The following is a 25,084-nucleotide window of genomic DNA, read 5'->3' as shown; positions in this document are numbered from 1 at the left end:
ATTTCAAATTTGATCAAAAATAAGATTAAAGATTGAATTTCCATTGAGATTTAGGGTTATAGTACAGTTTTCCTTGTTTTACAACAAGAGGTGAATCAAAATTATTGGTAAATAATCCACCTGTACCGAGGCCTTGAGGGATAGTAGTCTGTAAAGAGTGAGTAAATTGAGCAATAGCGTTTAAACCTAAATTACTTTCTAAGGCTGAAGTAATCCACCAAGATACATTGTGCCTTTCTGATAATTGAATCCACTCTGAGCTTCCGTTAAAACCACCAATTAAACTTGGTTTTAGAATAATGTATTGTGGTTTTATAGTATCCAGTAGTTTTTCTTTATTTGAATAGCTAAAAACTCCTATCAATTCTTCATCTAAAGCAATAGGCAAAGGTGTTTTCTCACATAGTTCAGCCATTTTCTGCAATTGACCCTCTCTGATAGGCTGCTCAATGGAATGCAAATTGTAATCCGATAGCTGTTTTAACCTTTCGAGCGCTTCATTAGGTTTAAAGGCACCATTTGCATCTACCCGTAATTCAATATCTTTTTCTGAAAACTCTTGGCGGATAAAGTTTAAGAGACCTAATTCAGTTTCAAAATCTATTGCGCCAATTTTTAACTTTACCGTAGAAAAACCAGCATTAATTTTTTCAATAATCTGCTGCTTCATAAAAGAAGCCTCTCCCATCCAAATCAATCCATTAATATCAATTCCAGAATTTCCATTTGTAAATTCTGAAGGAAATAATTCAAAAGATGATTCACTTTCTAAAGATAGAAATGCCTGTTCAACTCCAAACTGAATCGAAGGTAGGTCATAGACCTGTTTTAGTATTTCATCTTTTCCAAGGTGAATATTATTACAAACCCATAGTAGTTTTTCTTCATAATCGGGTCTGTCATCTGCACTTAACCCTCTAAAGAGTCCACATTCTCCTACTCCTTTCTTATCATTTTCTTCAATAATTAGAAGATATGTTTCTTTTGTGTGTAAAATTCCTCGAGAAGTGCCCCCTGGTTGTTTGAAGTTAAGAATGTACTTTTTATAAAATGCTTGCATAAAAGCTTAAAAACTATTTCCGAGAATGTAGAGCTATTCTATTCCCTTCTGAATCAATAAACAAGGCCATATAACCATATTCTTCTGAGATTTGAGTTTTAGGTTGTAGAACTTCACCTCCTGCGTCGTCTATTCTACTTAATTCATCGTCAAGGTCTCCTGTTCTAGAAGAAAAATAAATCAATACTCCACTGTCAGATGAAGGTTTGTATGCATCTTTGTGTTTTACCAAAGAACCAGCTGCCCCAGGTCTACTTTGGTCTTCAGTAAACGGAAACCATCCCATAGTTAATGGCCCCAACTCATGAATTGAAATTTCTACATTAAATACTTTATTATAAAACTTAACAGCTCTATTCATATCTGTAACGGGTACTTCAAACCAGCCAACCATATTACTTTCCATATTCTTAAATTTAAACAGTTATTGAATTGTTAATTTCTAGCAAGATAAGCTCTTTATTTTTTGCAGAGAATTTCGATTTAGCTTCAATATGATTGATCTTTATATACCCAAAAGTGTCATAGTGATAGCCTAATACCTTATTACATTCTACAAAATCTGAAGCTATAACTGCATCATCTATACCCATTGTAAAATTATCTCCTATGGGCAAAATTGCTAAATCTATATTTGCCTTAACGGGAACTAGCTTCATATCATACGTTAAAGCAGTATCACCAGCTATGTAGATATTACTCTCATCCGTTTCGAGGATAAATCCGCCGGGTTGCCCACCATAACTTCCGTCAGGAAAAGAACTTGTATGAATAGCATTGGTATACGTAACTTTTCCAAAATCAAATTGCCACGATCCTCCATGGTTTAATGGATGTCCTTCAATATCCTTTGAGGCATAGTGCGTTACTATTTCATAATTTGAAATGATTTTTGCACCTGTATTTTTTGCAATAGTATCTACGTCTAAAATATGATCTTGATGCGCATGAGTTACTAAGATATAATCTGCTTTAAGCTCATCTACATCAATATGCTTTGCTAGTTCATTACCAGAAATAAAAGGATCTACAATTAAGTGCTTACCGGAGACTTCAATAGCTAAAGAAGCATGACCTAAATAGGTTATTTTCATTTTTTAAAGTTTACGTTGAAAAATAACGGAATAAAACATTCCTAATTTGTCCTTTAAGACGACATTAAAGTTACTAAAACAATTATAAAATAAAACCTAAAGAAAATAATATAGCAAATAGAAATGTACTTAATGCCAGTTTTTTAAGCTCAGGGTCTAGCAACTTAGTATTTCTATTCTTATAAACAGTTAATAGATGTACTGCAATTGGTATATAAGCAATAATAAATAAAAATTGAATAGGGCTCTTATAATGCATTGTTACATATAGCAAAGCCAATAAAAAAGCTGCAATTAATAAATAGTAATGGTAGTATTTCGCAAATTCTTCGCCAATCTTTACAACTAGTGTTCTTTTACCCGCTTTTTCATCAGATTCTCTATCTCGCATGTTATTAAGATTCAAGACACCAACGCTAAGCATACCAATAGATGTTGCGGGTAGAAAAACAGCAAAGTCTAACTGCTTAGTGAATAAAAAATAGCTTCCTACCACACTTAACCAACCAAAAAATAGAAAAACAAACACATCGCCAAAACCACTATATCCATAAGCCTTTTTACCCATTGTATATTTAATAGCCGCTGCTATACTGGCAATACCAAAAATTAAAAAAAGGAAAAAATATTTTGAATATTCTTTTAAACCGAAGGCTATATAAATTAATAGTATTGCTATTAAGAAGGTTAGCATTCCTGTTATTTTAATAGCATTCAGCATTTGTTTAGGTGAAATTGAACCACTTTGCAAAGCGCGTTCTGGTCCTACTCTATCTTTATTGTCAGTTCCTTTAACTCCATCACCATAATCGTTTGCAAAATTTGATAAGACTTGAAAACCAATAGTGGTCAAAAGGGCTAAAACTAAAATTTTCCAATCAAAAAAATCTTCCGCGTAAGCGAGAGCGCTACCAATAAGAATACCAGAAATAGATAAGGGTAAAGTGCGTAAACGAGCAGCTTTTATAAAAGCCTTAAGCATAGTTCTATTTTAAATATTGAGTTTCTTCACTCAATTGAAGTGCTTCTTTGATGTTTACTGGTTCGCCATAAGACTGAGCGATTACAAAACAATCTTTAAAACCAAGGTTTCTAAGATCATCTTTTAACTGTTTGGCCTCTGCATAGGTGATAAAATTACCAATAGCATACTTATTAAGCCCTCCCTCAGAAAATTCTTTCATATGCGCTAAATCATCTGAAAATAATTGTGCTTTAAAGTTAGTAAAAGCACCTATCTGTACACTATAAACTATTGTTTCACCAGCTAACCCACCGCCTTCTCCATCATCAGTAAATTCATCATCGGTAGATACTAAAGCAACTTCTTTTAAAACTTCTAAACTATCAGCATCTATAATTGCTAAATTATTTTTATGCAAATACTTATCTGTAACCTTACTATCATCTTTCCCCAAAAATGACCAAAGAAATAATATCAATAATAACAACCCGAAAATACCTAAGATAGCTCTATGTTTTTTGAGTATAGAATTATTTTCTTCCTCTTCTCTTAAAAGACCAGTTAATTTACCGATGGTCTGATTGGCTTTATCTACTTCTTCGTAAATATTCACTAAATTTTTGTCTTTAATGTAAGGCATGGCTTAAGGTACTATTTTTTTATTACAAATTTTGTGCTTTGGCAATAAGCTCTACTATATCTAAAACTTCAACCTCTTGTTCTTTTTCTTTATTTTTTATACCATCGGTCATCATAGTATTACAATAAGGACAACCAGTGGCAATGATATTCGGATTTGTTTTAAGGGCATCTTCAGTTCTTAAAACATTTATGTCTTTATCTCCTTTTTCAGGTTCTTTAAACATTTGCGCGCCTCCAGCTCCACAACATAAAGCTCTAGACTTACTACGATTCATTTCGACATAATTCACTCCTAGTCTTCTTATCAATTCTCTGGGAGATTCATATTCTTCATTCGCTCTACCTAAATAACAAGGATCATGAAATGTAACTCTTTTTTGTTTATAGAGATCTCCATCTACATTTAAACGCCCTTCTTTAATTAACTTCTGAATATATTGGGTATGGTGCCACACTTGATAATTGCCTCCTAAACTTGGGTATTCATTTTTAAATGTATTAAAGGAGTGTGGATCACAAGTAACTATATTTTTAACCTCGTAAGCATTTAAAATTTCAATATTAGTCATAGCCTGCATCTGAAATAAAAATTCATTTCCCGCTCTTTTAGCAGCATCACCCGTACTACTTTCTTCTGTTCCTAACACGGCAAAATCCACACCTGCTTTATGTAATACTTTTACAAAAGCTCTAGTAATTTTTTTTGTTCTATCATCATAACTACCCGCTGAACCTACCCAGAATAAAATTTCTGGTTGCTTGCTTTGAGCCATCATTTCTGCCATTGTAGGTACGTTCATTACTCTTTTATTTTATTAATGCTTACCGTCATCAAAGACTTGAATAGTTACTTCTTTTTCTATAAGATCTGTAAATTTCCCTCTATAACGTGTTGCTTTTACCAGATGATTATCTATCCAATGATAATTACCACCTCTAGGCTTTCCCATTAATAAACTATGATATTTAAACCCATTTTCACGAAGCCAAATTTCAGTATAAGTTCTATGCTCTTCTGTTCGAGAGGTAAAAAAACAAATAATATGTCCTTCATCATACCATTTATTTAATGTTCTTAATGCGTCAGGATATACTTCTGCTGTTAACATTCTTTCTGGTTCTTCGTTAGGTATATCGTCACAAATAGTACCATCAATATCAATTAAGTAATTCTTAACGCCTTCAGCCAACGCTGGGCTCAACAAGTTACCCTCCTTGTCTCTTAACTCTGTTAATTCTTTATTAAACTTATTCTTCATCTTTCCAATTTAATCGATCCATTTGATTGTATTGCCATGGTGCACCATTATTTTCAATATTGGTCATCATCATATTTAATTCTTGAGGCGCTGCAGATTGCTCCATCACCAAATACCTACGCATATCCATAATGATTGATAATGGATCTATATCTACAGGGCATTCTTCTACACAAGCGTTGCAAGTTGTACATGCCCATAATTCTTCTGGAGTTATATAATCATTTAGTAATTTCTTACCGTCATCTTTAAACTCCCCTCCATTTGCGTCAATATTCTTACCTACCTCTTCTAAGCGATCACGTGTTTTCATCATAATTGCACGGGGCGATAATTCTTTACCGGTCAAATTCGCAGGACATGAAGAAGTACATCTACCGCACTCTGTACATGTGTATGCATTTAACAACTGTACCCAATTCAAATCAGTAACGTCTTCTGCACCAAACTTTTCTGGCACTTCTTCAGTTTCTATTTCGGCTGGAGCAGCAAATGGATCAGCATTCGGGTCTAACATCAATTTCACCTCGTTAGTAACAGATTCTAAATTGTTGAACTGACCTTTTGGCTTTAGATTCGCATAATACGTATTTGGGAAAGCTAATAAAATATGCAAATGCTTAGAATAGTATAAATAATTTAAGAATACTAGAATACCAATAATATGTAGCCACCAAGCACTTCGTTCTATAAAGTGTAGTGTTTCTGGACTAAATCCTTGGAATAAAGGAGTAATAAATTGACTTATAATATTACCAGAACCTGCGTGTTGAAATGACGCATCGGTAGCATTCATTACCAAAAACAAGGTCATTAGTACCATTTCGAAATACAAAATATATAATGCATCATTTTTAGGGAAACCTTTCATTTCCTTATTCCAAAAACGAGGAATTCGAAGCACCATTCTACGAATCCAAAATAGAATAACAGAGATTAACACCAGTACAGCTAAAATTTCAAATGATCCAATTAAAAAGCTATAAAATCCTCCCAAAAAGGATAGAACACGATGCGTACCAAACAAACCATCTATGATGATTTCTAATACTTCTATGTTAATGATAATAAACCCTAAGTAAACAATTATATGAAGTAAACCTGCAATCGGGCGACGTACCATTTTAGATTGCCCTAAAGCTATGTTAATCATATTCTTCCATCGCTCTGATGAATTATCTGATCGATCAACATCTTTACCTAATTTAATATTCCTTGAAAGTTTCTTTACATTCTTTATAAAGAAACCTATACCCACAACAAGTAATAGTGCAAAAAGTATATTCGGTACGTATTGCATTTAATTCGAGTTATTTAATCTTTACGAATGATTCCAATTACTCTCATCATTAGAATCATTTGGTGATAATCCTAAAATATCACCTTTTGTGTTTACGCCGAGACCTAAAACTGTTCTATTAGCATAATTAAAATAGCTAATAACTTGATTGATCTCTAAAATTTCACCGTCACTAACACCTTGATTCTTAATCTCATGAATCACATTATTTGTGACAGAATCAGGCGATATGGTGAGCATTTCAGCGTAGCGTAAAACTAAATAATAATCCTTATTGAAGATTGACTCATAAGAATTAGTTATTAACTTTTTTTTAATAATTGTTGATTTCTCATCATCATTGAGTAATCTCTTTAATCCTTCAAAGTGATGATCTATACAATAATCACAATTATTTAATATGCTTACATATACACCTAAAGTTTCTAAAAACCATTTAGGCAATGTGTTGTTACTGTTGTGGAGGATGTTTTTGTAAAGTGCCATATGCCCTTTCATTGTATGAGGTCTCAAACTATGAATAGACATTATATTATCTACATTATTATTTGGGCCTTTTACCTTGTCATATAATCTCTTGAGCGCTCCAGTTGCCTCTTTATATGATATGGTTTTTATAAAAGCCATATTAATTTTCTTCTTTAGAAGTATCGTAAGGTTTTGGTTTTTTACCAAAGAGTGAAAAATGAACAAATCGCTTAGGGTTCAGTTTCATCTCACGTAGAAGCTCTTCCATTTCTTTAGTAGCGCCTTCTAAATTTTGATACAAACCTTCGTCCTTTAGTAACTTACCCAAAGAGCCTTCTCCTTTATTCACTTTATTTAACACACCATTAAAGTGATTCACTGTAGTTTCTAATTTCTGTACAGTCGCTTTAAGATTCGCATTATTCAATGAATCTGTTAGATTAACCAAGTTTTTTGAAGCTCGTGTTGCATTACTTAATATAGAATCTATTTTACCATTTTCAGCAAGCATACCATCTAAAGATTTTGAAGCATTCTGAAATGAAGAAAGTGATGCATTTAGTTTTGTTAAAGATTGCTTAATATTGGTTTGACCATCTTTATCAAAAATTTGATTAAAGCCTTGTAATAAAGTATCTGCATTGATTAGAAAACTTTCTACTTTAGATTGCAATGGAGCTATTTGATCATTTAATGCTCCCAAAATACCTGCTTCTACGTTTCCTCTTAAAGAGTCTCCAGAAACTGCCGTTGTACCGTCATAATTAGGTAAAATTTTAATGGATTTTCCACTAATAAAATCTGGAGCATAAATTTGAGCGATACTATTTTTAGAAAAAGTAATTGGGTTCTCTATTGAAAACTTAACTATGAGTTTTCCTACTTTCTTCGGGTGAAAATAGATCTTATCAACCTTACCAACTTTAAGTCCGTTAATAGTAACAGACCCAGATGATTCTAAGCCTTGAACATTATCATACTCCGAATAGAAATACCTAGACTTATCAAGTAATTTTTCTCCTTTTAGATAACTAAATCCCCAAATAAAAATGGCAATAGTACCGAGTGCGATTAAGCCTGTTTTTAATTCGCTTGAAATTTTCAATAGATTGTTTTTAACACAAGCAATATTACTAATTATTTTTGGCAGTAGAAAAAGTAGTGTAGCTTATTTTTAAAGAGCGTTCAAAACCGATTTAACAGAAACTTTCTTTCCATTTTTAAAAGCAACAACAAAAGCAGAATTGTATCCTTTTTGCTGCGCTTGTTTCTTTAATCTATTAACCTCATTATAATCTGAAGTTTCGCCGTAGTAGTATTTATGATGAGCTCCAATTCTTATTCGTTCAACTCCCTTAAGTCCTTTAAAGTTATACGAAGCTGTATTCACTTTTTTTGAACTAGAAGCTATTTGTACCTTAAAATCAACGCCCTTATAAATTCTTGGTTCCTCTTTTGTTACAACAGGCTTCTCTGGTTTAGGTTTGACTTCAACTACTGTATTAGCATCATGTTGTTTTTTATATGCAATGATGCCTTGATATATTGCATTGGCTATTTCTTGTTGCCCCTTTTTAGAGTTTAAATATGCGCCTTCATTTTTATTGGTTAAAAAACCGGTTTCTACTAGAACACTAGGCATAAATGTTTGATGCAATACTATAAAACCTGCTTGTTTCACTTTTCGATCTTTACGTTTAGCCTTAGCAACCATTTTATCTTGAATCAAGCTAGCTAAATATAAACTTTGATCTAAATATTCCTCTTGCATTAAAGTAATACCAATTACAGATTCTGGCGAATTTGGGTCGAATCCATCATAATTTTGTTCATAATTGTCCTCCAAAAGGATTACTTGATTTTCCTTTTTAGCAAGCTCAAAATTTTGCTTGTTGGCATGAAGTCCTAATACAAAAGTGCCGGCGCCATTAACCGATGTTTGAGTGAATGCATCACAGTGAATAGAAATGAACAAATCTGCTTCAGCTTTATTAGCTATTTTTCCTCTTTCAAATAACTCAATAAACGAATCATCTTTTCGAGTATAAATTACTTTAATGTCTTTATTCTTTTTTAATAAGTTTCCTACTTTTAATGCAATCCTTAACACAATATCCTTCTCTAAATAATTATGTCCTTTTACACCTAAATTACCTGGGTCGGTACCGCCATGACCAGCATCTAAAACTACTTTAAAAGTTTCTTGAGCAAGAATAGCATTTGGATTAAACCATATTAATCCTGCTATGAATAGAATCGTAAAAATCTTTTTCATTCTCTGTTTTATATTATTAAGGGGAAAATAATAGCCGATATTTTTAACTTGTCATTAAGCATAACCACATAAAAAATATATGTAAGTTTGTAAACTCAAAAACTAAGCCGTTTTTACATTTACAAAAATACTATTAATAGCATTGCATACAAATTTAAAGCACATACTTTTAGTTTTACTTTTTTTAGGTGTTGCAAATCAGCTTAGTTTTGCGCAAATCGACACTAAAAAAGATAGTGTTGCTATTAGAAAAGACTCACTTAACCTTGATAGAAATTTACGAGTGTCGGCTACAGATTCTACCAAAGTTGACAGTTTAAAAACACCAAAAGAATTCTTACAGGATATTATTAAAAAGAAATCTGATGATTATATCTCTAATGATTTCATAAATAAACGTGCAACGCTTTATAATAATGCCGAAGTGCTTTATCAAGATATTGAATTAAGAGCAGGTATTATAATTATAGATTATAGCAAAAACCTAGCTTATGCTAAGGGTATATTAGATAGCTTAGGTAACTACATTCAAAAACCTATTTTTAAACAAGCTGGGCAAGAATCTGAACAAGATTCTTTAATTTATAATTTTAAGAATGAAAAAGCTGTTATATATAATACCAAAACAGAGCAAACGGGTGTGTACATAAGAGGTGAAATCACGAAACGTGAAAACGACTCAACACTATATATTAGCAAAGCTCAGTTTACAACATCTCAAAAAGAAAAACCAGATTATAAGATTGTAACTAATAATATTAAAGTAGTACCCAATAAAAAGATTGTAGGTGGTTTATCGCAATTATATCTTGCCGAGGTTCCTACACCAGCTATTTTGCCATTTTTTTATGCTCCGTTAAGTAAAGAAGAATCAGAATCTGGTATTATATTGCCTACATGGGGCGAGAATAATAATCAAGGATTCTTCTTACAAAATGGTGGTTATTATTTTGCTATTAATGATTATGTTGACCTCGCAGTTTTGGGTGATGTATACACCAATGGTAGTTGGGCACTACGTTTTGAATCTAATTATGCTCTACGCTATAAATTTAGTGGAGCATTTAGCTTACGTTTTGAAAACTTAATAACTGGTCAAAGAGGCTTCCCAAATTTTGGTAAAACGAATAATTTTTATGTAAGATGGAACCATAGTCAAGATGCTAAATCAAATCCAAATTCAAGATTTTCTGCTTCAGTGAATTTGGGAAGTAGTCAATATTTCAGGCAATCTCTAAATGAAATTAATGTTGCACAAAATGTTACCAATACCTTTCAATCGTCTGTCACTTATTATAAAAAATTTGTTGGCACTCCATTTAATATGAACATGTCTTTAACTCATACTCAGAATACCAATACCGAGCGAATAGATATGAATTTGCCTTCATTACAATTGAGTATGGATCGTATTTATCCTTTTGCCCCAAAATCGGGAGCTAAAAAAAATGCATTTCATAATTTAGGGTTGAACTATAATCTTGATTTACAAAATAGAATTTCTACAACTGATGAAGAGTTTTTAAAATCCGACATGTTTAAAAATGCTCGAAGCGGTATGCGGCAAACTGTTTCTCTAGGAACGAACATGAAGGCTCTTAAATATATTACTATTTCACCTAGTGCAAATTATAATGAGGTTTCATATTTGAAGACTATCAGTAAACGTTTTGACCCAACGGAACCAATAGGTGATCAGGTGGTAACAGATACAATAAATGGTTTTGATTCTTATAGAGAATATTCAGCAAGCTTGTCGGCCTCTACAAATATTTATGGAACATTCAATTTCAAAAAAGGAAGGTTAAAAGCTATAAGGCATACTATTAGACCATCTATTTCCTTTAGTTATCGGCCAGATTTTAGTAATTTTTATGATGCTGTTCAACAAAGCGATGATGAAGATGATTTGCTAGAATATTCACGCTTTGAGGAAGGAATATATGGAGCTCCTTCAAGAGGTCTGTCTAGCAGCATTGGTATTTCTTTAAATAATGTATTGGAAGCTAAAGTGATGCCGAAAGATTCTGCACAAACAGAAGCAAAAAAAATTACATTATTAAATAATTTAAATTTTTCAACAAGTTATAATATAGCGGCTGACTCTTTAAACTGGAGCCCTGTTCGAATGACAGCCGGTACTCAGTTTTTTGACAATAAATTAAGTTTAAATATGAGTGCTTCTCTAGATCCTTATGCATTGAATGCTAATGGTACTAGAATAAATACATTTAATATCAATAATGGAGGAAGTTTATTTAGACTTACCAGTGCTAGTGTTTCGACAAGTTATTCATTGTCTAGTGATGATTTCGGAAAAAACAAAACAAAACCTAACGGCAATCAGCCACAAAATCCAGATTCTAGTGCTTTACTCGGTGGGAATCTTACCACAAGAAATAGTGCATTTGACAATAGAAATTCCACAGAAAAGGAAGAAGAAAAAAATGTGAAATTATATAGTGCATCTATTCCTTGGAATTTAAGTTTTAGACATACCTTTAGTTATTCAAACTCTCGAAGGCAAAATGAAATATCATCAAATTCATTACAATTTTCTGGAAGCATAGAGTTGTCTCCTAAATGGAACGTCGGTATTTCTTCTGGGTATGATTTCAAACAACAAGGCATTACACCAACAAGTTTAAATTTCGAACGTGATCTCGATAGTTGGCGTATGAGTTTTAACTGGATTCCTTTTGGCAGTAATACAACTTATTACTTTTTTATTGGAGTAAAATCATCTATTTTAAGTGATTTAAAATACGATCAACGCAAAGTACCAGACAGAAGATTATTTTAAAAAAAACAGCTAATATGAAAAAAATTGTATCAACATCAAATGCCCCGGCTCCTATTGGACCATATAGTCAAGCAGTATTAAAGGGAAATACTTTATATGCTTCTGGGCAAGTTGCAATAAACCCTAAAACTGGAGAATTAGTTTTAGATGATATTAAAACAGAGACCAAACAAGTTATGGAAAACATGAAAGCCGTTTTAGAGGCAGCAGAAATGACTTTTGAAAATGTGGTAAAAACCTCCATATTCATTTCAGATATGAATGATTTTGTTGCAATTAATGAAGTTTATGGCAGATATTTTAATGAAGAAACAGCTCCAGCTCGAGAAACTGTACAAGTAGCATGTTTACCTAAAAATGTGAACGTTGAGATCTCTATGATAGCAATTAAATAGTTTTTATGTAAGATTATTTACATGGTATTTCACAAGCCCTTCTATAGGCCTTCGTTCAAAATTACCTACTTTAAAATTTAATTCTTTAGCTACTTCTTTTATTTGCTCTTGTGAGAAAAAAGCTATTGAGCCTGCAAAATGTACAGGAACATTTTTAAGCTCTTCTTTGTATTGCATGATCATATTATTTGCGAACAAACGTATTCCATCCTTAATTAATTTAATAATATAATCAGAATCTTTATTTAAAAACATGAATTCTGCAAACGAAGCTAAATAAGCATTAGGATTAGGCTGTTTGTATAAATTATATTTTATAAAATCTGCTTCAAGATTATATTTCTCTTCAAAAGCTATTTTAATATTTTCTGACATTTTATTAAAGTAATAATCCCTTAGCAACTGTCTACCAAAATAATTACCAGCAGCATCATCCATAATAGAATAACCTAATGATTTAACTTTTTGATGTAATACTTTACCATCATAATAACTACAATTAGAACCAGTACCTAAAATACATACCACTGCAGCCTCATTCTCATGATTTACTGTTGCAAAAACAGCCGCCATAGTATCTTCTTTAACATCTACAAATGCATCAATAAATATTTTTTCCAAAACATTTTTAAGTAAATTTGCGGCTTTATCTGTACCACAACCTGCTCCATAAAAGAAAACATGTGTAACTTCTTTTTTATGGTTTCTGAGCAACTCATTCTTCTTTATAATTTTAGTCAGCTTTTTTTCCGATAAGATAGCAGGGTTTAAACCTTTGGTACGAATCTTTTCTAGTAATTGGTTACCTTTTTTATCAATGGCTTTCCAATCACATTTTGTTGAACCACTATCAACTATTAGTATCATATTATTTCGTTAGCGCTGTAAATTTAAAAAACATAGATGAAGGATTATCATTTTTATATCATTTTTATGAATATTGGAAAAATAAGATTCTAATTTTAGGTATTTAAAAATTTAAAAATCGAATTTAACATTTAAATATAAACTTTAACAAAGCTATAACTACCCACACGAATAGATATAACTAATTTCAAGCTCGTAATCAAAACCATACTTCTCCCAAATTATTTCTATTTAATTATTAATGTAAACCAACCTATTATGAAACAAATTATTACAAAAAACATTTTATCAACTTTAATCTTAGTTGCAATTTTATTTTTTAGCACAACTATAGAAGCACAGTTAAACACACCAAGGGGTAGTCAACAAGCCACGGTCAAACAACGTGTAGGTACAACTGACATTTATATTACTTATTCTAGACCAAAGGTTAATAAGCGAGAAATTTGGGGGAAATTAGTACCGTACGGAATGAATAATCTTGGCTTTGGTACAGCTAAAGAATCACCCTGGCGTGCTGGCGCTAATGAAAATACTGTTATTAAATTTACAGACGATGTAACAATAGAAGGCACTTCTGTAAAAGCGGGCAAGTATGGATTGCATATGGTCATTAAAGAAAATGGTGACGCCGATGTAATCTTATCTAAAGACATCAAGGCATGGGGTAGTTTCTTTTATGATCCTGCTAATGATGTTGCAAAATTTACAGTAAAATCGGAGGAAGTTCCACATAGAGAATTATTGACTTTTGATTTTGTAGATGTACAACCAACATCTACAACGGCTGCTTTAGTTTGGGAAAAGAAGCAAATCCCTTTTAAAATTGAAGTCCCTGTTACAGATATCGTATTAACTGATATTAGAAATGAAATGAAAGGTCAAAAAGGTTTTGCTCGCCAAAACTGGGAACAAGCTGCTAATTGGTCTCAAAATAATGGTGGAGACTTAGAAGAAGCTTTGCAATGGATAGATGCTGCAAGGCAAGGTCAATTTTTTAGTCAAAAAACATTTGCAAATGCTCAAATCAAAGCTGGTATCTTAAATAAAATGAAAAAGCAGGATGAAGCTTTAAAGTTAATGGATGAGTCATTAAAAGATGGAACAGTGTTCCAAGTTCACGGATATGGTCGTCAATTGATAGGTTTAGGCTTAAAAGACAAGGCTATGGAGATCTTTAAATGGAATGCAGCCAATAATAAAAATACGTGGCCAGTAAATTATGGATTAGGTAGAGCATATTCTGCAAAAGGTGATTATAAAAATGCCATTAAGTATTTAAATAAAGCTTTAGCATTAGCTCCTGGAGACCCTCAAAAAGGAAGAGTTCAAGCAAATATTGATAAGCTTAAAAAAGGTGAGGATATAAACTAAATCTATGCTCAAACAATTAACAATTCTCATTCTTACTATTTCAATAATCTCTTGCAATGTTGAAGATAAAAAGAGTGAGAATCATAAAACCCTAGAAAAAAAGGAAGCTCAAAAAGAAGTTTCGTTTTTTACCAAGGATAGTATAAAAATATTTGGCGATTTATATAAAATAAATAAATCGTCAGATATTATTTTGCTATTTCATCAGGGAGGAGCTAATGCTAGAGGTGAATATTCTACAATTATTCCTGAATTGACTTCTTTAGGATATAATATTTTGAGCATTGATCAACGTTTAGGCGGTCAAATGTATGGTAACTATAATAGAACGGTCTCAAACATAGCTTATAAAAATTTTTCTTTTAACGGTTATACATATTGCGATGCGTATCCCGATCTAGAAGCTGCACTCAAGTTTGCAGATGATGTTGGATTTATAGGTAATAAAATATTATGGGGGAGTAGTTATAGTGCTACCTTGGCTATTAAACTAGCTCTCAATCATAGTGACAAAATAAAAGGAGTGCTTGCTTTCTCACCTGCTTCTGGGAAACCAATGAATAATTGCCAACCCAAAGAATATTTTAGTTCGTTAAAAAATGTTCCTCTATTAATCTTAAAGCCGCCTAGTGAAGCAGAATCAGAAGCTGCAAAAAAACAAATTGAGCTTGCTCGTCAAAAAGGGCATCAAGTTTTTATAACTGAAAACGGCGTCCATGGCTCATCTATGCTTGTACAAGACAGAGTAAATAACAACATAAGTGAAAACTGGAAGGTTGTAAAAACCTTTTTGGATAGATTAAAATAACTTTTATCGTAAACCAACCTATTATGAAACAAATTATTACAAAAAACATTTTATCAACTTTAATCTTAGTTGCAATTTTATTTTTTAGCACAACTATAGAAGCACAGTTAAACACACCAAGGGGTAGTCAACAAGCCACGGTCAAACAACGTGTGGGTACTACCGATATTTATATTACTTATTCTAGACCAAAGGTTAATAAGCGAGAAATTTGGGGGAAATTAGTACCGTACGGAATGAATAATCTTGGCTTTGGTACAGCTAAAGAATCACCCTGGCGTGCTGGCGCTAATGAAAATACTGTTATTAAATTTACAGACGATGTAACAATAGAAGGCACTTCTGTAAAAGCGGGCAAGTATGGATTGCATATGGTCATTAAAGAAAATGGTGACGCCGATGTAATCTTATCTAAAGACATCAAGGCATGGGGTAGTTTCTTTTATGATCCTGCTAATGATGTTGCAAAATTTACAGTAAAATCGGAGGAAGTTCCACATAGAGAATTATTGACTTTTGATTTTGTAGATGTACAACCAACATCTACAACGGCTGCTTTAGTTTGGGAAAAGAAGCAAATCCCTTTTAAAATTGAAGTTCCTGTTACAGATATCGTATTAACTGATATTAGAAATGAAATGAAAGGTCAAAAAGGTTTTGCTCGCCAAAACTGGGAACAAGCTGCTAATTGGTCTCAAAATAATGGTGGAGACTTAGAAGAAGCTTTACAATGGATAGATGCTGCAATAGCTGGCCAATTTTTTAGTCAAAAAACATTTGCTAACCAATTCATCAAATCACAAATTTTAGCCAAGCAAGGTAAAACAGAAGAAAGTTTAAAATTACAAGAAGAAATTATACCACTGGCAAATGTAAATCAGTTGAATACTGTTGGATATCAATTCTTAACTAATGGTAAAGTTGATAAGGCTATCGAAATTTTTAAACTTAATGTGAAGCAAAATCCAACAAATGCGAACGTTTATGATAGCTTAGGCGAAGGTTATAAAACTAAAGGTGATAAAAAAAATGCGATTAAAAACTATAAAAAGTCACTTACATTAAATCCTAATCCTGCTTTAAAAGCAAATTCTATAAAGATGTTAAAGGAGTTAGGAGTGGAAATTTAATCTTATAAGAAAACACATGTCATATTGAGCAAAGCGAAGTGAAATATCTAAAAAAAAATCTTCGCTTTGCTCAATATGACATTAACTTATATTCGCCCAAATAGCTCTGTTTCTTGTAATCTCTTGGTACGCTTTATTTATATTTCTATTTTCAAGCTTAGATAAATTTGGATCATCATTTAGAATACTGATAGCTACTTCTCTTGCCTTTTTTAAGATTGTCGTGTCTCTAACAACATCAGCAATTCGCAAATTTAATACACCACTTTGCTGAGTACCCATTAAATCTCCTGGCCCTCGTAATTTTAGATCAGCTTCGGCAATTTCAAACCCATCATTTGTTTTAACCATTGTTTCTAAGCGTATTTTTGCTTCATTAGTAAGTTTAAAACTAGTCATTAAGATACAATAGCTTTGTTCAGCTCCACGCCCTACTCTACCACGTAATTGGTGTAACTGAGATAACCCGAAGCGTTCAGCACTTTCTACAACCATTACTGATGCATTAGGAATGTTTACACCTACTTCAATTACCGTAGTGGCAACCATAATCTGCGTTTCTCTTTTTAAAAAACGTTGCATTTCATATTCTTTATCAGCAGGTTTCATCTTACCATGAACAATACTTACTTGATAATCTGGCCTTGGAAATTCCCTGACTATACTTTCATAACCATCCATCAAATCTTTAAAATCAAGTTTTTGTGATTCTTGAATTAGAGGATATACTATATAAACCTGCCTTCCTTTAGCTATTTCTTCTTTCAAGAATTGAAATACACTCAAACGATTACTATCATATCTATGAGCAGTCTTTATTTCTTTTCTTCCCGGAGGCAATTCATCTATTACAGAAATATCTAAATCACCGTAAACACTCATAGCCAAAGTTCTCGGTATTGGAGTAGCCGTCATCACTAAAACATGAGGTGGTAATTCATTCTTCATCCACATTTTTGCCCTCTGGGCTACACCAAATCTGTGTTGTTCATCGATAATCGCTAATCCTAAATTTTTGAACTTTACTTTATCCTCTAAAAGTGCATGTGTTCCAATAAGTATATCTAATTCTCCATTCTCTAGTTGCTCATGAATAACTTTACGATCGCTTGTCTTTGTAGAACCAGTCAATAAAGCAATAGTAATCTCCATCCCGTTAAGGAGCTCATGTATAGCATTAAAATGCTGAGTGGCTAAAATTTCTGTTGGTGCCATTAATGTGGATTGAAATCCATTATCTAGCGCTAACAAAATGCATAGCAGTGCAACAATGGTTTTACCAGAGCCCACATCACCTTGAAGTAAACGATTCATTTGAGCACTAGAACCGAGATTTTTGCGTATCTCTCTAATAACTCTTTTTTGTGCGTTGGTTAATTCAAACGGTAAATGATCTGAATAAAATTGGTTGAAATTTTCACCAACTTTATCAAAAACATATCCTTTGATCTTCGTTTTATGAATTAGTTTTTTTCTAATCAGCTGAAGTTGAATAAAAAATAATTCCTCAAACTTTAATCGTTGTTGAGCCTTAGTTAATAAGCTTTGATTTTGAGGAAAATGAATATTGAGTAAAGCTTCACCTTTAGAGATTAATTGCAAATCATTTAGCAGATTAACTGATAAGGTTTCTTCAAAATTCTTTCCGGTGGTTTCAAATAGGTTTTGCATCATCTTAACCACTACTCTATTGGTAATTCCTTTATTAGAAAGGTTTTCAGTAGAAGGGTATACCGGCTGCATAGCAGTTTGTAAACTTTTCTTATAATTTTGTACAGAATCAAGTTCTGGGTGAGGCATGTTAAACATACCATTAAACCAATTAGTTCTACCAAAGGCTACGTAAGGTGTATTAATTTTCAGATTGTCTTTTATCCACTTAGCACCCCTAAACCAAACTAGTTCCATTGAGCCTGTTTCGTCGGTAAAAGTGGCAACCAAACGGCTTCCTCTTTTTTGTTTTACTGTTTTTATGTCAGTAATTTTTCCGACTATTTGTACTTCAGCAGAATTTTGCTGCAACTGATTAATTTTTAAAAATTGTGTACGATCTATATAACGATTAGGAAAAAAGTTAGCTAAATCCACTAAGGTTCTTATACCTAGTTCCCTTCTTAAAAGATCAGCTCTAGCAGGGCCAACACCCTTTAAGTAATCTATTGGTTTATGTAAATCTGGTAACGACAATCTGAGAAATTATATCAAAAACGAAGATACTAATTTGAGTAATTAAATACAGTCACAAACTATAGCTCATTCTTTAACAATACTTTGGCAGCCATCCCAAAAAACTAGGTTTAAATTTAAGCAGGTCTTTTGCTGTTCGCAACGAATATTGCAATACACAACATTCTACGTAACATTTGTAAAACTTAAGGTACTTTATAAATGAGAATAATCACACATAATAAAACAACAACAATGGTATCTGAATTTTTTATACCTGTAATTCAACTTTTTATGTTAATAGGATGTAGCAATTCTTCAGAGAATTCTAATACGCAGCCTCCAGAAAATAATCAAACTCCAATATTTAAAAATGCTAGTCAGACTAATTTAAATAGTACCAATCTTGATGGAAATTCTATGGACGGCGAAGCAATAGATATAGATAATGATGGAGATATTGATATGATACTGGTCATGGAATTTAGAAGAAATATTATTCTAATAAACGACGGAACAGGAGTATTAAATGACGAGAGCAATGTAAGGTTCCCAAATACAGTTCACGATTCTGAAGATATTGCTATTGCCGATTTCGACAATGATGGTGACTTAGACATCATATTTGTAAGTGAAGATGATCAAACCAATGAATATTACCTTAACAATGGCGATGCAACATTTACCAATGCCAATGATTTTATTAAAGTTTCTGGCACCTCTAATGTTGTAGAGACTACAGATTTTAACAATGATGGTTTTGCTGACTTAATCATTGGAAATCGAGGGCAAAATTTTCTGCTAATTAATGATGGTAAAGGAGAATTTATAGATGAAACCTCAACAAGACTCCCAGGCGGAAATGCAACGACGCAAGACATCGAATTAAAAGATATAGATGGTGATAATGATCTTGATATTATTGAAGCAAACGAAACCAATAATAGAATCCTAACCAATAACGGCTCTGGTGTTTTTACTGATGAAACTAGTTCTAGACTACCAAATGTAAATGATCAGACTCGTGAAGTAGAAGCTGCAGATATTGATAATGATGGAGATCTAGATTTATTTTTTGCTAATGTTGATTTTGGTGGTATTGGTAATCCGCAAAACAGATTATTGTTAAATGACGGAGCTGGGAAGTTTAGTGAGATTACCAATACTGCTTTACCAAAAAGTTCTATAAGAACGATTGGCGCCTCTTTTTTTGATATTAATAATGATGGTTATCTAGATTTAATTTCAGGAAATAGATTTAATGAACTTGACAATATTGTTCTAATAAATGATAAGAACAATAAGTTTAGTGATAGTACAAAGGATTATTTCCCTGAGTTAAATGCCTATCCTTTCGATTTTCAATTTGCCGATTTTAACAAAGACGGCTTAACCGATATCTACCTCTGCAACTTTAGAGGTAATGACATATTATTATTAAGAGATACCAATTAACTAATTATGAAATTCAAAGCAAAGAGTATTATATCAATATTTAGGTTAAACACCCTAGTCTCGCTTTTATTTATTTTTCCTTTTTATGGAATATCAAGCTGTGTAAAGCCTGAATCTAAAAAACAGGATATAGCTGATAACTACATTGTAAACAACTCCATTAAAGAGATTTATGATATCCCATATTACCAAGGTAAGGATGCTGACTTAATAAAGCATAAACTTAATTTATTTTTACCAAAAAGAGTTAAAAACCCACCAATAATGCTTTGGATACATGGCGGAGCTTGGGCTTTTGGAGATAGAAAATTTGAAACTACTTTGGCTAGAAATTTTGCTAAAAAAGGTATTGCAGTTGCCGTGATGAGTTATAGATTAAGTCCGGCAACTTGGAGAAATCCAGAATGGAATACTGGTGTTGAACACCCTGCTCACATTAAAGATGTAGCTAGAGCATTTTCTTGGGTATATGATAATGCCAAAAAATATGAGTACGACAAGCATTCAATCTTTGTTAGTGGATTTTCAGCTGGTGCTCACCTATCTGCACTACTTGCGATGGACCCAACTTATTTGACGGAGGTTGGTAGGTCAGTAAAAGAAATAAAAGCTACTATACCTATCGCCGGTGCTTATGATATCGTTGCATATTACAATTCTCATTTAGTTGGTAACGGCAAAGCCATGGCAGACAGTCATGTAAAAGGTGTATTTGGAGATTCTATGGAAGGTATTCGAAAAGCATCACCAACAGAATATATAAACAATCAATGGGTTCCCCAATTAGTGATATCTGAAACTGACACCTATGATTACACTTTGCTTTTAGAAGAAGCTGCCAAAAAAGCCGATTATAAAACCATGGAATTTTATCATGTAAGAGACAAGAATCATGCTGGTTTGTCTAAAGATCTATCAGATAATGATGATAGTACTTACAGAGAATTAATAATTGATTACATAAAATTACGGGCAGGGAAATAATCCTAAAATGTATTTAAAAGAAATTTATAAATTTTAAATAAATAAAATTATGAAGAAGGTAGCTATTCTAATACTTTTCACTTTGTCAACAAGTTTAATTGTCTTTAGTTGTTCTTCATCAGATGATGCTGTCCCCTCAATTGATGTTGGATTTAATAACAAACTAGTATTTCAAGATAATGACATCTCAGAAAACCAAAAAGATGATATTGAACGAGTAGTTAGAGAAACTGTTATTTTAGTAAACAGTAAGATGTCAGTTGAGAATCTTACTATAAGAGTACGCACTGCTCCTTCAAGAGTTATCCCAGAGATAGGAATTGGAGGTTTTAACCCGAATCAAAATGAAGTCATTATGTCTTTAAACCCTAACTTTAGTAATTTTTCACAGTCAATTGCTGAAGAGTTTGGTCCTTTACTAGCTCATGAAATACATCATGCCAAACGTAGAAGGTCTGTTGGCTATGGCAATACGTTATTAGAGGCTGTTATTACTGAAGGTCTAGCAGATTCTTTTTCAGTTGAGCTTTTTGGTATTGAACCACCACTTTGGACAAAAGCACTTTCAGAAAGTGAACTTGATTTATGGATTACTAATGCATCAGATAACTGGAATAATACCAATTATAATCATGATAGTTGGTTTTTTGGCTCTACTACATCTATCCCTAGATGGACAGGATATTCCATCGGATTTAAACTAGTGCAAGATTATTTAGCAGAAAACCCAACTAAATTTCCATCAAACCTTCATAACGAAGAAGCTAGTTCATTCATCCAATAGCATGAAAAAAGCCTTGTCTTTATTGTATCTTTTGTTAGCAACAAATTTGGCTTATTCTCAAAATAATGCTTCCAAAATAATTGAAAAATATGCTCATAATATTGGAGGTAAAGAGGCTTGGCAAACAATAAAGTCATTTAAAATGGAACTTACTGGCAAAGTTGTTGAGAATGAATTTTCAAGCCATCAATACATGCTCAAACCCAATCACTTTAAAATGGTGTTTAGGTATCCAGACAGTGATCGCATTTTAAGCTATGATGGCAATAAAGGATATATCATTAATAATGGAGTTGCTAAAAAAATGACAAAAGGAATAGAAACTGAAATGCACGAAGAAGCAGACTTTTTTGATGAACTAATTCTCTATAAAGAAAAAGGATATAAACCTTCTTTAGAAAAAGACACAATTATTGATAATAAAGAATATTATAAAATAAGTCTTTATAAAAGCCTTAGAGATATTCAATGGTATTATATCAATAAGTCAAACTTCCTAGTTGAAATTATTGAAGAATATTCTGAAGAAGAAAGATGGAAAGGCACGCTTTTTAAAACTGTTTTTAATGATTATCAAAAAATAGGTAATATTTATTTCCCTAAAACCATGTCTTTATTTGGTGATGATCAATTACTAATTAAGTATCAAATCAATAAAATAATTCTTAATCCACCACTTACTTCAAAAGATTTTACTTTAAATGAATAACTTTATACATGCTTTTGCTACGAAAAAATAGATCACCATTCTCATTAAAATATATTTACCTTATAGCTATTGTATTTAGTTTGGTAGTTACACTACAGTCTTTAACGACAAATGAACAAGGACAAACTATTATTCGCATTAATTATATCGTTCTATTTACTATAAAGTATTTATTATGGGCAGTTCTATTTAACTGGATTTATGGACTTTATATAGGTTTTAATACATTAAAGAAGCCAATTATTAAACCCTTAACTACAGCTTTATTAAGCGCACTTCTATTAGCTATAATCCATCTAATTTTATCAAATACAATCTTTTTTACATATAGACTTTTTACAGAAGATATCACAATATTTGAAGCCTTTAAGCAATTTGGTGAAATTTTCTTTCGTGTATTTCCTAGTAGGCTTTTAGATTTAGTTATTATACTGGGCATTATTAAAATTGTTGACACATATCGTACTTCTCAAGACAGAAAGTTAAAGCTAATAGGGCTCGAAAATCAATTACATGTTTCGCAACTAAGATCATTAAGAGCACAACTCAATCCACATTTTTTATTCAATTCGTTACACGCACTACAAACTTTGATTGGACACGATGATGATAAGGCAAGATCTATGGTGATGAAAATCAGCAACCTACTGCGTAAAATACTTGAACAAAGCGATAAACAATTAGTGACTTTAGAAGAGGAATTAGACTACCTAAAAGATTACCTCGATATCGAACAAGAACGCTTTCATGATCGTTTAACAATTATTTTTGATATCGATAGATTAAGTAAAGCTAAATTAGTTCCTTCTTTGTTATTACAACCATTGGCAGAAAATGCTTTTAAGCATGGTATATCATTATTAGAAGACAATGGCACAATTAAGCTTAGTACCAAATTAAAGGATAATGTCTTGCATATAAATTTGAGTAATACAATTCCATCTGAAGAGGAAAATTTTGATAAAAAAAATTCAACTAAACTAGGTCTTAAAAACCTAAAAAATAGACTTCAGCAAATCTACGGAGGTAATCAGCAGTTAACTATACTAAAAAATGAAACTACCTTTACTGTAAACATCACTATTAAAGAATTTTAAAAATGAAAGCCACTTTATTAATAGTAGATGACGAGCCTCATGCCAGAAGATATATTCAAAGTTTATTAGTTAAAGATCAAGAAATTGAAGTCTTAGGTGAATGTAAAAATGGCAGAGAAGCTTTAGAATTTATTGATAACAACCAGCCAAATATAGTACTATTAGATATACAGATGCCTGGTATTTCAGGTATAGAAGTGGCTGACAAATTAAAAGCATCTGAATCTATTGTAATTTTTACAACTGCTTACGATCAATATGCCTTAAAAGCTTTCGAAGCTGAAGCTCTTAACTATTTATTAAAGCCTTTTGATGAAAAACGTTTTTTTAATGCCTTAAATAAAGCTAAGGAAATTATACAACTTAGACAGCATGCTAAATTTAATGAAAAGATGATGCGATTATATAAAGATTATAATAAATCGCAAGAGCCACATTTAACTGAATTTAAAATTAAAGACAAAGGATTACAAAGAATAATTAAGGTTAGTGAAATTTTATACCTTGAGGCTAGGTCGGTTTATGTTATAATTCATACTAAAGATGATGCTATTTTGTATAGAGCATCATTAAGTTTATTAGAACAACAGTTAAGTTCAAATTTTTTAAGAATTCATAGGTCATTTATTATAAATATTGATAAGATAAAAGAACATAAATATTTAAATAACAGCACTTTTAGATTTTATTTTTTAAACAATAAATCAATTACTTCTAGTAGATCATATAAAAATCAAATACGTTTTAAATTGTCGAATTAAAAAAGGTTAGTTTTTAACTAACCTTTTTCTTCACAAACTATGAAACCTGAATTTAATAAATCTACCTAAATATTAAATCAAATAACACTAAAAACTATAATAACCAACTAGTAGATTTAGCAGGAGCTATGCCCTTCAATCTCATATAAATAGTTGCTTTTCCTTGCTCCCTATGTAGATGATGCTCCATTAGCATTAAGCCTTCCATTTTACTAACGTTTTGACCAAACATATTAATTTGATCTTCAAACCCTCTCATGCCTTCCAATATTGAGATTACATAATCAAAAGATTGTGCTAAATCTTTAACAATTGCTTCTTTACCTTTTACTTCTTTTAATGTCTTTTCATTAGCTTCTTTTACAGCATTCGGGTTACCGTTTAAGTAAGAAATAAAGAATCGATTAGAAGTAGCTATATGTTTTACCTGATCGCTATAGCTTCGTAAGCCTTCTGCTGGAATTAAACTGTAGTTTTCTTCTGGCATAGCTTTAGCGGAATTCACCACCATATTCTTCATATTCTTCCAAGCATAGATCATTCTATCTTTTTTTAATGATTGACCAAAAGCAATAATTGAACTGAATAAAAGTGCAATTACAATAAATACTATTTTTCTCATGTGTTCTAATTTGAATTTTGAGGCAATTACACAAAAAAAGAACTATTTGACACATATATTGTTGCCA

The 25,084-nt window shown here is 32.0% G+C and carries 25 protein-coding genes; 11 read left to right on the top strand and 14 right to left on the bottom strand.

Annotated elements, in window-relative coordinates:
* Positions 1-25 precede the first annotated feature (25 nt).
* The 11 genes from AC1EUV_RS09990 to AC1EUV_RS09940 form a co-directional block, all read right to left on the bottom strand.
* Positions 26-1,060, bottom strand: coding sequence for an o-succinylbenzoate synthase (locus tag AC1EUV_RS09990; protein WP_480198559.1), 1,035 nt, complete (start codon positions 1,058-1,060; stop codon positions 26-28).
* Between the two features lie 13 nt (positions 1,061-1,073).
* Positions 1,074-1,466 (bottom strand): VOC family protein, encoded by a 393-nt coding sequence (locus tag AC1EUV_RS09985; protein WP_480198558.1) that lies wholly within the window; start codon positions 1,464-1,466, stop codon positions 1,074-1,076.
* Between the two features lie 10 nt (positions 1,467-1,476).
* Positions 1,477-2,154 (bottom strand): metal-dependent hydrolase, encoded by a 678-nt coding sequence (locus AC1EUV_RS09980; RefSeq protein ID WP_480198557.1) that lies wholly within the window; start codon positions 2,152-2,154, stop codon positions 1,477-1,479.
* An 82-nt stretch (positions 2,155-2,236) separates the two neighbouring features.
* Positions 2,237-3,136 (bottom strand): 1,4-dihydroxy-2-naphthoate polyprenyltransferase, encoded by a 900-nt coding sequence (locus AC1EUV_RS09975; RefSeq protein WP_480198556.1) that lies wholly within the window; start codon positions 3,134-3,136, stop codon positions 2,237-2,239.
* A gap of 4 nt (positions 3,137-3,140) precedes the next feature.
* Positions 3,141-3,758 carry an SPOR domain-containing protein gene (locus AC1EUV_RS09970; protein WP_480198555.1) on the bottom strand — a complete coding sequence of 206 codons (618 nt, stop codon included), beginning with the start codon at positions 3,756-3,758 and terminating at the stop codon, positions 3,141-3,143.
* Between the two features lie 22 nt (positions 3,759-3,780).
* Positions 3,781-4,560, bottom strand: coding sequence for a (Fe-S)-binding protein (locus tag AC1EUV_RS09965; protein WP_480198554.1), 780 nt, complete (start codon positions 4,558-4,560; stop codon positions 3,781-3,783).
* Positions 4,561-4,575: 15 nt separating this feature from the next.
* Positions 4,576-5,019 carry an LNS2 domain-containing protein gene (locus tag AC1EUV_RS09960; RefSeq protein WP_480198553.1) on the bottom strand — a complete coding sequence of 148 codons (444 nt, stop codon included), beginning with the start codon at positions 5,017-5,019 and terminating at the stop codon, positions 4,576-4,578.
* Positions 5,009-6,319 carry a 4Fe-4S dicluster domain-containing protein gene (locus tag AC1EUV_RS09955; protein ID WP_480198552.1) on the bottom strand — a complete coding sequence of 437 codons (1,311 nt, stop codon included), beginning with the start codon at positions 6,317-6,319 and terminating at the stop codon, positions 5,009-5,011. The genes AC1EUV_RS09960 and AC1EUV_RS09955 overlap by 11 nt, the downstream gene beginning before the upstream one ends.
* A 21-nt stretch (positions 6,320-6,340) precedes the next feature.
* On the bottom strand, positions 6,341-6,946 hold the full coding sequence (locus AC1EUV_RS09950; protein ID WP_480198551.1) for a carboxymuconolactone decarboxylase family protein: 606 nt from the start codon (positions 6,944-6,946) through the stop codon (positions 6,341-6,343).
* A gap of 1 nt (position 6,947) precedes the next feature.
* Positions 6,948-7,892: an MlaD family protein gene (locus AC1EUV_RS09945; RefSeq protein ID WP_480198550.1), complete on the bottom strand. Its 945-nt coding sequence runs from the start codon at positions 7,890-7,892 to the stop codon at positions 6,948-6,950.
* Positions 7,893-7,961: 69 nt separating this feature from the next.
* A complete protein-coding gene (locus AC1EUV_RS09940) occupies positions 7,962-9,062 on the bottom strand; it encodes an N-acetylmuramoyl-L-alanine amidase family protein (RefSeq protein ID WP_480198549.1) in 1,101 nt (366 codons plus the stop codon).
* Positions 9,063-9,204: 142 nt separating this feature from the next.
* Between AC1EUV_RS09940 and AC1EUV_RS09935 the strand changes: the two genes are divergently transcribed.
* Positions 9,205-11,865, top strand: coding sequence for a putative LPS assembly protein LptD (locus AC1EUV_RS09935; protein ID WP_480198548.1), 2,661 nt, complete (start codon positions 9,205-9,207; stop codon positions 11,863-11,865).
* A 14-nt stretch (positions 11,866-11,879) separates the two neighbouring features.
* Positions 11,880-12,260, top strand: coding sequence for a RidA family protein (locus tag AC1EUV_RS09930; protein ID WP_480198547.1), 381 nt, complete (start codon positions 11,880-11,882; stop codon positions 12,258-12,260).
* A 3-nt stretch (positions 12,261-12,263) separates the two neighbouring features.
* Here AC1EUV_RS09930 and AC1EUV_RS09925 read toward each other — a convergent pair whose 3' ends face one another.
* Positions 12,264-13,127 carry an N-acetylglucosamine kinase gene (locus AC1EUV_RS09925; RefSeq protein WP_480198546.1) on the bottom strand — a complete coding sequence of 288 codons (864 nt, stop codon included), beginning with the start codon at positions 13,125-13,127 and terminating at the stop codon, positions 12,264-12,266.
* A 258-nt stretch (positions 13,128-13,385) separates the two neighbouring features.
* Here AC1EUV_RS09925 and AC1EUV_RS09920 point away from each other — a divergent pair, with 258 nt between their 5' ends.
* The 3 genes from AC1EUV_RS09920 to AC1EUV_RS09910 are packed head-to-tail and all read left to right on the top strand — an operon-like array spanning position 13,386 to position 16,439.
* Positions 13,386-14,501 (top strand): DUF2911 domain-containing protein, encoded by a 1,116-nt coding sequence (locus tag AC1EUV_RS09920; protein ID WP_480198545.1) that lies wholly within the window; start codon positions 13,386-13,388, stop codon positions 14,499-14,501.
* Positions 14,502-14,505: 4 nt separating this feature from the next.
* Complete coding sequence (locus AC1EUV_RS09915) at positions 14,506-15,309, top strand: alpha/beta hydrolase family protein (RefSeq protein ID WP_480198544.1); 804 nt, start codon at positions 14,506-14,508, stop codon at positions 15,307-15,309.
* A gap of 23 nt (positions 15,310-15,332) precedes the next feature.
* A complete protein-coding gene (locus tag AC1EUV_RS09910) occupies positions 15,333-16,439 on the top strand; it encodes a DUF2911 domain-containing protein (RefSeq protein WP_480198543.1) in 1,107 nt (368 codons plus the stop codon).
* Positions 16,440-16,520: 81 nt separating this feature from the next.
* On the opposite strand, the gene recG is transcribed toward AC1EUV_RS09910, so the two are convergent.
* A complete protein-coding gene (gene recG / locus AC1EUV_RS09905) occupies positions 16,521-18,626 on the bottom strand; it encodes an ATP-dependent DNA helicase RecG (RefSeq protein ID WP_480198542.1) in 2,106 nt (701 codons plus the stop codon).
* Between the two features lie 234 nt (positions 18,627-18,860).
* On the opposite strand from recG, the gene AC1EUV_RS09900 reads away from it, so the two are divergent.
* From AC1EUV_RS09900 to AC1EUV_RS09875, 6 genes are read left to right on the top strand one after another with little or no spacing between them, the layout of a single operon-like run.
* Positions 18,861-20,060 (top strand): FG-GAP repeat domain-containing protein, encoded by a 1,200-nt coding sequence (locus AC1EUV_RS09900; protein WP_480198541.1) that lies wholly within the window; start codon positions 18,861-18,863, stop codon positions 20,058-20,060.
* Between the two features lie 6 nt (positions 20,061-20,066).
* Positions 20,067-21,044 (top strand): alpha/beta hydrolase, encoded by a 978-nt coding sequence (locus AC1EUV_RS09895; protein ID WP_480198540.1) that lies wholly within the window; start codon positions 20,067-20,069, stop codon positions 21,042-21,044.
* A gap of 49 nt (positions 21,045-21,093) precedes the next feature.
* Positions 21,094-21,828, top strand: a complete 735-nt coding sequence (locus tag AC1EUV_RS09890) for a DUF2268 domain-containing putative Zn-dependent protease (protein ID WP_480198539.1) — start codon at positions 21,094-21,096, stop codon at positions 21,826-21,828.
* A 1-nt stretch (position 21,829) separates the two neighbouring features.
* Positions 21,830-22,537, top strand: coding sequence for a hypothetical protein (locus AC1EUV_RS09885; protein ID WP_480198538.1), 708 nt, complete (start codon positions 21,830-21,832; stop codon positions 22,535-22,537).
* An 8-nt stretch (positions 22,538-22,545) separates the two neighbouring features.
* Positions 22,546-23,634, top strand: coding sequence for a sensor histidine kinase (locus AC1EUV_RS09880; RefSeq protein ID WP_480198537.1), 1,089 nt, complete (start codon positions 22,546-22,548; stop codon positions 23,632-23,634).
* 2 nt (positions 23,635-23,636) lie between these two features.
* A complete protein-coding gene (locus AC1EUV_RS09875) occupies positions 23,637-24,395 on the top strand; it encodes a LytR/AlgR family response regulator transcription factor (protein WP_480198536.1) in 759 nt (252 codons plus the stop codon).
* 94 nt (positions 24,396-24,489) lie between these two features.
* Here AC1EUV_RS09875 and AC1EUV_RS09870 read toward each other — a convergent pair whose 3' ends face one another.
* Positions 24,490-25,017 carry a DinB family protein gene (locus AC1EUV_RS09870; RefSeq protein WP_480198535.1) on the bottom strand — a complete coding sequence of 176 codons (528 nt, stop codon included), beginning with the start codon at positions 25,015-25,017 and terminating at the stop codon, positions 24,490-24,492.
* Between the last annotated feature and the right edge of the window lie 67 nt (positions 25,018-25,084).

This window comes from Maritimimonas sp. 2304DJ26-3 (genome assembly GCF_056591635.1).
Note: the sequence above shows the minus strand (reverse complement) of the source record. Positions and strands in the feature narration are given on the sequence as shown.